The sequence below is a fragment of the Nocardiopsis sp. JB363 genome (assembly GCF_900143625.1).
Lineage (GTDB): Bacteria > Actinomycetota > Actinomycetes > Streptosporangiales > Streptosporangiaceae > Nocardiopsis.
Genome location: NZ_FRFF01000184.1, coordinates 32,104 through 41,513, shown reverse-complemented (window position 1 = coordinate 41,513; position 9,410 = coordinate 32,104). Strand labels below are relative to the sequence as shown.

The 9,410-nt window shown below is 69.3% G+C and carries 11 protein-coding genes and 2 pseudogenes; 6 read left to right on the top strand and 7 right to left on the bottom strand.

Annotated features, from left to right (window positions below; genetic code table 11):
• On the bottom strand, positions 1–541 hold a 541-nt coding region (locus BQ8420_RS28380), incomplete at its 3' end, for a threonine/serine dehydratase (RefSeq protein ID WP_143847634.1).
• Between the two features lie 65 nt (positions 542–606).
• Here BQ8420_RS28380 and BQ8420_RS28375 point away from each other — a divergent pair.
• A pseudogene (locus BQ8420_RS28375) lies at positions 607–915 on the top strand (flavin reductase family protein); the annotation flags it as partial.
• A 114-nt stretch (positions 916–1,029) separates the two neighbouring features.
• On the opposite strand, the gene BQ8420_RS28370 reads toward BQ8420_RS28375, so the two are convergent.
• From BQ8420_RS28370 to BQ8420_RS28360, 3 genes are all read right to left on the bottom strand, one after another.
• Positions 1,030–2,112, bottom strand: coding sequence for a lytic polysaccharide monooxygenase (locus BQ8420_RS28370; protein ID WP_087103047.1), 1,083 nt, complete (start codon positions 2,110–2,112; stop codon positions 1,030–1,032).
• Between the two features lie 96 nt (positions 2,113–2,208).
• Entirely contained in the window at positions 2,209–2,463 is a 255-nt protein-coding gene (locus BQ8420_RS28365) for a hypothetical protein (protein WP_143847632.1), read from the bottom strand.
• A gap of 415 nt (positions 2,464–2,878) precedes the next feature.
• Entirely contained in the window at positions 2,879–3,562 is a 684-nt protein-coding gene (locus BQ8420_RS28360) for a maleylpyruvate isomerase family mycothiol-dependent enzyme (protein ID WP_087103043.1), read from the bottom strand.
• Between the two features lie 257 nt (positions 3,563–3,819).
• Between BQ8420_RS28360 and BQ8420_RS28355 the strand changes: the two genes are divergently transcribed.
• The 4 genes from BQ8420_RS28355 to BQ8420_RS28340 all read left to right on the top strand — a co-directional run bounded on the left by BQ8420_RS28355 (position 3,820) and on the right by BQ8420_RS28340 (position 6,599).
• A complete protein-coding gene (locus BQ8420_RS28355; protein ID WP_200816133.1) occupies positions 3,820–4,449 on the top strand; it encodes a hypothetical protein in 630 nt (209 codons plus the stop codon).
• Position 4,450: 1 nt separating this feature from the next.
• Positions 4,451–4,891: a phage holin family protein gene (locus BQ8420_RS28350; protein ID WP_087103041.1), complete on the top strand. Its 441-nt coding sequence runs from the start codon at positions 4,451–4,453 to the stop codon at positions 4,889–4,891.
• On the top strand, positions 4,867–5,454 hold the full coding sequence (locus BQ8420_RS28345) for a DUF3618 domain-containing protein (protein WP_087103039.1): 588 nt from the start codon (positions 4,867–4,869) through the stop codon (positions 5,452–5,454). The genes BQ8420_RS28350 and BQ8420_RS28345 overlap by 25 nt, the downstream gene beginning before the upstream one ends.
• A 146-nt stretch (positions 5,455–5,600) precedes the next feature.
• Entirely contained in the window at positions 5,601–6,599 is a 999-nt protein-coding gene (locus BQ8420_RS28340; RefSeq protein WP_087103037.1) for a YihY/virulence factor BrkB family protein, read from the top strand.
• Between the two features lie 68 nt (positions 6,600–6,667).
• On the opposite strand, the gene BQ8420_RS28335 is transcribed toward BQ8420_RS28340, so the two are convergent.
• Positions 6,668–7,285 (bottom strand): FMN reductase, encoded by a 618-nt coding sequence (locus BQ8420_RS28335; RefSeq protein WP_087103035.1) that lies wholly within the window; start codon positions 7,283–7,285, stop codon positions 6,668–6,670.
• A complete protein-coding gene (locus BQ8420_RS28330) occupies positions 7,282–8,385 on the bottom strand; it encodes an LLM class flavin-dependent oxidoreductase (RefSeq protein WP_087103033.1) in 1,104 nt (367 codons plus the stop codon). The genes BQ8420_RS28335 and BQ8420_RS28330 overlap by 4 nt, the downstream gene beginning before the upstream one ends.
• Before the next feature lie 260 nt (positions 8,386–8,645).
• Between BQ8420_RS28330 and BQ8420_RS28325 the strand changes: the two genes are divergently transcribed.
• Positions 8,646–8,867 (top strand): hypothetical protein, encoded by a 222-nt coding sequence (locus BQ8420_RS28325; RefSeq protein WP_087103031.1) that lies wholly within the window; start codon positions 8,646–8,648, stop codon positions 8,865–8,867.
• Between the two features lie 14 nt (positions 8,868–8,881).
• Here BQ8420_RS28325 and BQ8420_RS32965 read toward each other — a convergent pair.
• Positions 8,882–9,078: pseudogene (locus tag BQ8420_RS32965) on the bottom strand (ADP-ribosylation/crystallin J1); the annotation flags it as partial.
• Positions 9,079–9,410 lie beyond the last annotated feature (332 nt).

The window sequence follows — 9,410 nt, the reverse complement described above, 5'->3', positions numbered from 1 at the left end:
CCCCCGACGCCAACCCTCCCCCGCCCACCGGCACGACCACGGTGGTGACCTCCGGGGAGTCCTCCAGGATCTCCAGGCCGACGGTGCCCTGACCAGCGATCACACGCGCGTCGTCGAAGGGCGGCACGAACGCCAGGAGTTCGCGTTCGACCAGGTCCTCGGCGGCGGAGAGGCGTTCGGCCGGGGACACGGGCACCACCCGCGCGCCCATCGCCCGAATGCGCTCCACCTTGATCCGCGGTGCGCCCTCGGGCACCACCACGGTGCAGGCCACCCCCTGCCGGGCGGCGGCGTGGGCCAAGGCCATACCATGGTTGCCCGAGGAGTGGGTGATGACCCCGCGTTCGCGCTGGGTGTCGTTGAGCCGTGCCACGGCGTTGGTGGCCCCTCGCAGCTTGAAGGCTCCGGTGGGTTGCAGGCTCTCGGGTTTGAGCAGGAAGGGCCGTTCGGTGCTCGGCCCGGCGGTGAGGGGTGTGCGCACCACATGGTCCTGGATCCTGGTGGCGGCGGCACGGACGTCCTCGACGGAGACCAGTCGCATGCGGCGAGTATGCCCCCGTCCGGTCGCCGCACACGGAATACTCGGGTGTGATGCGAACCGAATAAACCTCCTACCCGGCGAACACCAGCGAGTTCGACGCGCTGGGGATCGAGCGGGAGGCGAGCGCGCAGGTGCGTCCGCCCCGGGTCGCCGCCTCACCCGCGGCCCTGGAATGCCGGCTGCACTCCACCGTGGGACTGGGCGACTCCACCGTGGTGTTCGGCCGAGTGCTGCGCATCGCCGTGGCGCCGGAAGCCCTGGCGGACGGGCGCCCGGAGGTCACCCTGCTGCGACCCCTGGCCCGGCTCGGACGCAACGAGTGGTCCACGTTGGGCGAGGTACGGGCGATCGACCGCCTGCCCTACCATCCCTGAGGTCCTCGGCCTCGAAAACCGCGCCCTGTGGTGGGCGTCCGACCCGTGGAGGAGTGGGCGGGCCGGACGCCCGAAGGGGCCGGGGGCGCGCCCCGTGCGCGCGCCCCCGGGGCTTTAGTGGTCGTGCTCGTGGTCGACGGGTTCCTGGCAGGCCACCCTGGGTTCGATGTTGACGCCCTGGTGGGCCCCGGCGAACTCGAAAACAGTGCTCTCCCCCGGTTCCAGGGCGCTGTGCTCCTCGGTCCCGGTCGCCTCGAAGTGGGCGCCGTGGTTCACCCAGGTGGCGCCGGTCATGTCCAGGATCTCCTGGCGGTTGGCGAACACCCAGTCGACCATCCAACCGTCCACGCCCTCGGGTCCGGCGGTGACCTCGACCTCCACCTCGAACCGGTCGTCGGTCTGGTCGACGACCGTGTACTCGGCGGTGCAGTACTCCTCGGCCGGCGCCTCCGTGGGTTCGGGTTCCGCGGTGGGCCCCTCCGAGGGTTCGGTGGTGGGTCCGTCGGTGGGTGCCGGTTCCTCGTCGCCGAAGACCACGTCGGAGCAGTTGTAGAAGGCCTCCGGGCTGTCGGAGCGTTCCCACACCACGTAGACGATGTGGCGCCCCTCCTTGTCGGGCAGGTCGACGTCCCAGTGGTACTCGGCTCCGGCGTCGCCGCCGCTGCGCAGCGGCGGGTCGACGACCTCGTCGATGAGCTCCAGATCGTCCCAGGTGAGCGGGGCCTCGGGGTCGAAGCCGTCCTCGGTCACGTAGGTGAAGAAGGTGCCCGGGTGCGAGGCCCAGGCGTTGTGCCGGAACTCGACCGTCTCGTCCGCCGGCAGGTGTGTGGTGGGCCAGTCGGTGCGGGGTGTGTTGAACGCGGCGAAGTCCTCGCCGGGTCCGCACAGTTCCCCGTCGGCCACGTACTCACGGTGTCGTCCGTCGGAGTCGGGGACGAGGTTGCCGTACCAGTTCCAGAACGCGTAGTCCCCGCCCTCGGCCAAGGCATCGGCACAGGCCTCGTTGGTGGGGTCCAGCGCGCCTCCGCCGGTGCCGCCGGTGGCGTCGTCGAAACAGGCGTAGGTGCGACTGGCCGGGTAGGTGAACGCGCCGTGGGCCTCGGCGGTGTCGGGCAGGGCGACGAGCACCCCGGCGACGGCGATGCCGCCGACGGCCGCGGCGGTCGCGACCGTCCCGAGGATGGTGGGTGTGCGCATGGCGTGTGTCCCTTCGGTACGGGGCCCGACCGCGTGCGGGGGGTGTTCACGCGGCCGGGCGGGGGGGGTGGAAAGGGTCGCGGGGCCGATGGGACGTCAGTCCTCGGCGCCCTCCTCTTCGGTGTCGTCCTCGTCGCCGAACAGCGCGCCGTGCGACGCCGGCGCCGTGGCCACGTCGACCTTCGACCAGGAGCGGTGGTGGGTGGACTCGGGGGAGGGTCCGCCGTCCGGGTAGGTGGCGGGGGTGTTCTGGGGGACGACCATGAAGCCGCTCGTCAGCAGCGTCGTGCCCATGGCCGCGGGGAGGGCGAGGAGCCTTCCGTGTCGGCGCCCTGCTTTCTGATTGATCACATCATTCTCCTCGGAGGTGACCCTTCGATGCCCTTGCCGGTAACCGTGGGTGGGCACCTATCTCCGGACCGTGCGAAAGGCCCAGGGGTAGGGCGCCTCGGCGCGGCTGCGGGGGGACCGAGGGGGTGCGGGTCTGAGAATGCGTGGCGGATCCGCATGCGGCCGCGGCGGGGCCTGGCGCGACCGTTCGGGCACGTGGAACGTGGTGTGGGCGTCGATGTGGTCCGCCGCCTATGGGAGGGCTCCCCCCGTTCGGGAGCGCTCCCATAAGCGGTGCCGAAAAGTTAACACCATTGATGTGGCTCGACAATGGGTGTGACCGGAGAAAAATCGGAACGCTCCCACGACCGGCACCTGGAAGTGACGCGGCGGATCCGTGGCACCGCCTGGCTCCACGGATCCGCCATGACCGTTCTCAGACCGCCAGGTCCTTCTCCGGGGCGGGCAGGGTCGGCAGCAGGTGCGCCACCCCGGCGGGGTCACCGCTCCAGTCGAGGGCGCGGATCTGGGCGAGGCTGCGCCGACCGGTGATCGCCCGGGCCAGCTCGAAGGCGCTCGCGCTCAGGGTGAGGTCGGCCCCCTTCTCCGCGTCGCCCTCCCCCAGGCGCCACTCCTGGCCGGTGTCGGTGGCCTTCACGTGCACCGAGGGGCGGTCGGTGGACCAGACCCGGGTCAGGCCGCCCAGGACGAAGTCGGCGAGTTGGTCGGCGCCCTCGGTCTGGGGTCCCATCCCCAGCGCGCCGCGGATGTCGTTCTCGTGGTGCCAGGTGTCCAGTGCCGGCAGGGAGTAGCGCAGCCGGGTCCGAGTGCGCATGAGTTCGAGCAGGGCGGGCGCGGCCTCGACCCACTCTGCGGTGAGCTCGTCGATGCGCTTGTCCGCGCGGTCGGCGACCTGACGTGCGGTGACCTCGTCACTGGCCGGGGGTGTCACCAGGCCCTGCACGACCTCGACGCAGAGGCCGGCCATGTGGGCGTAGGTCTGGCGCACGTCCCAGGCCGGACAGGCCGGGACGACGGTGGCGAGAGAGGCCTCGTCGAGGCCGGCGGCCAAGGCGACGAGACGGTCTTGGGCCTGCTGGTAGATGAGCGAGGAGTCCATCGTCCGAGCCTACCTAACACTGTTAGGGACAGGCCCGGCCCACCGGCCCCGGCGAGGTTCCCTGTCTCGACCTTCCCTCGCGGCCAGGGTCTCGTCGAGGTCTATCCCCCCTCACCGGTTCGTCTCCCCGAAGGAAAGCACATGCCAAAAGAAGTCACGGAATGCACATCCGCGGTCCTCTCATGCGTACCGGTACGAGCGCGAGGGTAGGCGCGCTCCCACACCGCATGACCAGCCGATCCGAGGAGGTTGTGGTGATGCACTCGCAGGATGGGTCCAGCGGACCCGACAGCGGCGGCGGCCAGAAGACCGAAGCGGCTCGCGCGGCCGCGGGCGAGGTCGCGTCCACCGCGAAGGATCAGGCACGGTCCTTCGTCGGTGAGGCCCGCTCGGAGACAGGGCACGTCATGAACGACGTCCAGGGTCGCCTCCGGGAAGAGGCCGAGGACCGGACCAGGAAGGCTTCGGGGAACCTGCGCGAGTGGTCGCGGGAATTGGAGTCCATGGCCGAACACTCGGACACTGACTCACCTGTGGGCGACGTGGTGCGCCAGGTCGCGGAAGGGGGTCGCGGGACCGCGGACTTCCTGGACAAGCGGGGTGTGGACGGCCTGTTGGACGAGGCCCGAGGCTTCGCCAGGCGCCAGCCGATGGCTTTCCTCGTGGGGGCCGCGGTGGCAGGGTTCGCGCTCGGACGCATCCTCAAGGTGTCCCCCGAGGACTCCGAACAGGGCGGTTCCGAGGGCTCGGAGCGAGGCTCTTCCTCGGCCCGGAGCCGCGAGCCCGCTTCCCTGCCCAGGCAGGGCAGCCCGTCCGCGGGCGAGACGATCCCTCCGGACGTGGCCTCCGAGAGGCTGGGCCGAAATCCGCAAGGAGGAGGAATCTGAGATGGCGACGGTTCCCAGGCCCACACCGGGCACACAGGACCGGATCCGGCGGGAGTGGGACCAGGACGACAGGTCCCTGTCCGAACTCGTCGGGGTGGTGACGTCCGACCTCCAGAAGCTGTTCCGCCAGGAGATCGACCTGGCCAAGGCCGAACTCCGTGAGGAGGGCGCCAAGGCCGGCAAGGCCGCGGGGCTGCTCGGCGGAGCCGGATTCGCGGGCTACATGACGGTGATCCTGCTCAGCTTCGCCGCGGTGTTCGGCCTCGCCGAGCTCATCGGACTGGGCTGGTCCGCCCTGGTGGTGGCGGTGTTGTGGGGGATCGCGGGTGCGGTCATGTTCGTCATCGGACGTAACCGGATGCGCGAGGTCTCACCCACACCCGAGCGCACCATCGAGACTCTGAAGGAGGACGCCCAATGGGTGAAACATCCGACCGGATAAGGCAGGACATCGAGCGCACGCGCGCGGAGCTGACCCACGACACCGACCGCCTGGTGGACCGCGCCAACCCGCGTAAGGCGATCGACCGTCGCACCCACCGGATGCGCCGCAAGGCCGGGGAAGTGAAGGATCGCGTCATGGGATCGATTCCGTCTCAGGGGTCGGGTGGGAGCTCCACCGGGAGCTCGATCCGACAGAACGCCGAACAGATGACCGACACGGTCAAGTCGGCTCCTCGGCAAGCCGTCCAGCAGACCCAGGGCAACCCGCTCGCCGCCGGACTGATCGCCTTCGGCGCCGGTCTGCTGGCCGCCTCGCTCATCTCCGAGAGCAGGGCGGAGCGCAGGGCCGCCCGGCAGATCCAGGACCGTGCGGGCGCGATGATCGAGCCGGTCGAACAGGCGGTCTCCGAGTCCGTGGGCCGCGTGAAGGAACAGGCCACCGATTCGGCCCGCGACGCCGGAGAGCACCTGAAGGAGAGCGCCTCGGAGAGGGCGCGCTCCACCGGTGAGCAGGCCCAGGACGAGGCGAAGAGCGCGTCGGAGGAAATGCGCGGTTCCTGATCCGCGCGGGAGGCTCCGACCGCCGGTCGCGCCCCCACCGTCTTCCCACCCGGTTCGGCCGCGGTGGGCGAGGCGGTGGGGCGCGACCACGCCCTTCAGTCGACGACGTCGGGGAGAGGGCGAAGAGCGGAGAAGGGAAGTGACCGATGGTCCGACAGAGCGACCGGAAACGGGGCGGCGAGCGCGCTCCGACAGAAGAGGCCACGGCTCCGACCCGCATGGCGAAGTCCTCGTGGTGGGGTGCCCTGCGCAGGACGTTCCGAGAGTTCAGCGCGGACAACGTGAGCGACCTGGCCGCCGCGCTGACCTACTACGCGATTCTCTCGCTCTTTCCGGCGCTGTTGGTGCTGGTGTCGCTGCTCGGCCTGGCCGGGCCGGACGCCACTCGGACACTGACCGAGAACGCCTCCGCGCTCTTGCCCCCGGACATCGCCGGGCTGGTGAACACCGCCATCGAAAATCTCCAGGGCAGTCAGGGCGTCGCCGGTCTCGTCGGTATCGTCAGCCTGGCCGTGGCCCTGTGGTCGGCCTCGGGGTACATCGCCGCCTTCATGCGTGCGTCCAACGTCGTCTACGACGTACCGGAGGGACGCCCCATCTGGAAGACGCTGCCCATCCGCGTCGGCGTCACCCTGACGCTGGTCGTCCTGATCACCGTCACCGTGCTCGCCGTCGCGGTCTCGGGCGGGGTCGCCGAGCGCGTCGGGCAGTTGATCGGTCTGGGCCCCACCGCGGTGACGGTGTGGAACATCGCGAAGTGGCCGGTGCTGCTGCTCCTCATGGCCTTCATGATCGCTCTTCTGTACTGGGCCTCGCCCAACGCCAAACGCGGCTTTCGCTGGGTCAGCCCGGGCAGTCTGCTCGCGGTGCTGATCTGGCTGGTCGCCTCGTTGGCGTTCGCCTTCTACGTCGCCAACTTCGCCTCCTACAGCAAGACCTACGGGAGCATGGCGACCGTGGTGATCTTCCTCGTGTGGCTCTGGATCAGCAACATCGCGATCCTGCTCGGTGCGGAGTTCAACGCCGAGATCGAGCGCGGGCGCGCGGAGGAGGCGGGACAACCCCCCGACGAGGAGCCCTACGTGGAGATGCGCGACCGCCCCAGGGAGAAGAAGAGCGGGAAGCGTCGGAGAGAACACGGCTGAGGTGGACGGAGGACACGTGTGGGCTCCCGTGGGAGCCCACACGTCGTGTTCTCGGGGATCGACCCCGTTCAGGCGCCCAGACCGGACATCAGGTCCGCGAAGGGCGTGGGCTCCTCGTAGGGATCGACCGCGTCCGAGGTGTGCTCGGTGGCCAGGAGCGCCAGCTGACGGGCGGCCCGCCCGATGCGTTCGGACAGCTCACGCCCACCGCTGTCCCCCGCGCCCCAGTCCTCGGAGGCGGCGTAGACGCCCGTGGGCACCACCACCGAGCGGGTGTAGGAGAACATCGGCCGCAGCGCGTGCTCCAGCACCAGCGAGTGGCGCGGGCTGCCGCCGGTGGCGGCGACCAGCACCGGGGTGCCGTCCAGCGTGCCGGGGTCGATCACGTCGAAGAACGACTTGAACAGGCCGCTGTAGGAGGCGTTGAAGACCGGGGTCACCGCGATGACCCCGTCCGCCTCGGCCATGTCGGCCAGGACACCGGTGAGCTCCCCGGTGGGCACACGGGTGGTCATGGCGTTCATGATGTCGTGGGCCACGTCGCGCAACTCCACGACGCGCGTCCGGACCTCCTCACCGCGTTCGACCAGGGCCTCCTCGGCGGCGGTGGTCAGCCGGTCGGCGAGCAGGCGGGTCGAGGAGGGGTTGCTCAGCCCCGCCGTGACGGTCACCAGCTTCCGGGTCATCGGGTCTCCTCCGTCTTCGTGGCGGTCTGCTCCTTGGCGGCCAGGAGCGAGGCGTGGGTGGGGGCGTCCGGCACGTGGGCCGGCTTCTTCGCGGCGAACTCCTCGCGCAGCACCGGGACGACCTCCTCGCCGAGGAGGTCCAGCTGTTCGAGGACGGTCTTGAGCGGCAGACCGGCGTGGTCCATCAGGAAGAGCTGGCGCTGGTAGTCACCGAACATCTCCCTGAAGCCCAGGGTACGGTCGATGACCTCCTGCGGACTGCCCACGGTCAGCGGGGTCTCGCGGGTGAACTCCTCCAGGGTGGGGCCACCGCCGTAGACCGGCGCGTTGTCGAAGTAGGGACGGAACTCCTTGACGGCGTCCTGGGAGTTCTTGCGCATGAACACCTGGCCACCGAGCCCGACGATCGCCTGGTCCGCGCTGCCGTGGCCGTAGTGCTCGAAGCGGCGACGGTAGAGCGAGATGAGCTTACGCGTGTGCGTGGGCGGCCAGAAGATGTGGTTGTGGAAGAAGCCGTCACCGTAGAAGGCGGCCTGTTCGGCGATCTCCGGGCTGCGGATGGAGCCGTGCCACACGAACGGGGGCACGTCGTCCAGCGGTCGCGGCGTGGAGGTGAAGCCCTGCAACGGGGTGCGGAACTTCCCTTCCCAGTCGACCACGTCCTCGCGCCACAGACGGTGCAGGAGGTTGTAGTTCTCCAGCGCCAGCGGGATGCCCTCGCGGATGTCCTTACCGAACCAGGGATAGACCGGGCCGGTGTTGCCGCGACCCATCATCAGGTCCACCCGGCCGTCGGCCAGGTGCTGCAGCATGGAGAAGTCCTCCGCGATCTTCACCGGGTCGTTGGTGGTGATCAACGTGGTGGAGGTCGACAGGATCAACTTCTCGGTCTGCGCGGCCACGTAACCGAGCATGGTCGTGGGCGAGGAGGCCACGAAGGGGCGGTTGTGGTGCTCCCCGGTGGCGAAGACGTCGAGGCCCACTTCCTCCGCCTTGCGCGCGATGGCCACCATCGCCTTGATCCGCTCGTGCTCGGTCGGAGTGCGTCCCGTCGTGGGGTCGGTGGTGACGTCACTGACCGAGAAGATTCCGAACTGCATGGCCGTTCCCCGATCCAACTAGCTTCCAAGGAAATTATTTACTATGAAACTATCATGCAGAACCACTCCGTGGGTCCAGGTATTCCATCGAGTCTCGGAGGGCCCGCGTTCATCCACAGGCACGCTCCGTATCCACCAAATGTCACTCTCGCGTGATACCCCTGGTGAGACAGGCGAAGTCACCGTCACGGCGGGCCACCGACCGGCCGAACGAGTGCGGGAAAGGAGAAGGGCGCGCCCCCGAAGCGCCCGACACCCCCATGTCCACGACCCTCGACCCCCGACGGAAGCCCCATCACCCCACCACCACCTCACCGTCACCACACGGCGCGGTGCCCCGACAGCGTCGCCCACATCTTCCCGATGAGGAGCCCACGGAGCACACCACGGAGCGCACCCGAGAGCCTGTGGTGCTCGCCGACGCCCTGGGCGAGGTCCTGCTCACCCTCCAAGAACGCGAGTCGGCAGCCGAGCCACGCTGAAGGACCCGCGCGCGAAGGAAGGAACACCCCGACTCGATCGTTCCGTGGATGTGGGCGTTGAACTCGGCGAGCTCCCCAGGCGGCACCGCACGCGGAAGCGGGTGACGTGTCCCTCGCCGTCGCGTGGCAGGTTCCACTCCCGAGCGATCCGAACGGCGTGGTCCTCGTTCAGGACCGGCAGGACCGGGTGGAAGATGGGCTGTTCGGGCAGATTCGGCGGCCACTCCCGTCAACCGGAATCCCCGACCAGGGCGAGTATGGACAACCCGTGCCCCATCATGCACACGGTTTTTACCGATGACCCCGTACATTCGGTACCACAGGTGGGAACACTTCAACTGTACGAAGCGTTCTCACAGGTGAAGCATCACAGACCGAATCCCCGACCCCGAAAAACCCACCAGAGTCCGTGAGAGGCTTCGACACCACCTTCAGACCATGCGCGGATGCACGCGCTCGTGTCGGCAATGGGGGTTTCCGACACGAAACCATCGCTGCATCCGCCTTCCCAGCGGCCAGACCGCACTCCGTGCGTAGGCCGCG

Coding starts and splice junctions, on each gene's coding strand:
- BQ8420_RS28370 (WP_087103047.1), bottom strand. CDS start 2,112: ATGCGCACACCCACCATCCTCGGGACGGTCGCGACCGCCGCGGCCGTC.
- BQ8420_RS28360 (WP_087103043.1), bottom strand. CDS start 3,562: ATGGACTCCTCGCTCATCTACCAGCAGGCCCAAGACCGTCTCGTCGCC.
- BQ8420_RS28355 (WP_200816133.1), top strand. CDS start 3,820: ATGCACTCGCAGGATGGGTCCAGCGGACCCGACAGCGGCGGCGGCCAG.
- BQ8420_RS28350 (WP_087103041.1), top strand. CDS start 4,451: ATGGCGACGGTTCCCAGGCCCACACCGGGCACACAGGACCGGATCCGG.
- BQ8420_RS28345 (WP_087103039.1), top strand. CDS start 4,867: ATGGGTGAAACATCCGACCGGATAAGGCAGGACATCGAGCGCACGCGC.
- BQ8420_RS28340 (WP_087103037.1), top strand. CDS start 5,601: ATGGTCCGACAGAGCGACCGGAAACGGGGCGGCGAGCGCGCTCCGACA.
- BQ8420_RS28335 (WP_087103035.1), bottom strand. CDS start 7,285: ATGACCCGGAAGCTGGTGACCGTCACGGCGGGGCTGAGCAACCCCTCC.
- BQ8420_RS28330 (WP_087103033.1), bottom strand. CDS start 8,385: ATGCAGTTCGGAATCTTCTCGGTCAGTGACGTCACCACCGACCCCACG.
- BQ8420_RS28325 (WP_087103031.1), top strand. CDS start 8,646: ATGTCCACGACCCTCGACCCCCGACGGAAGCCCCATCACCCCACCACC.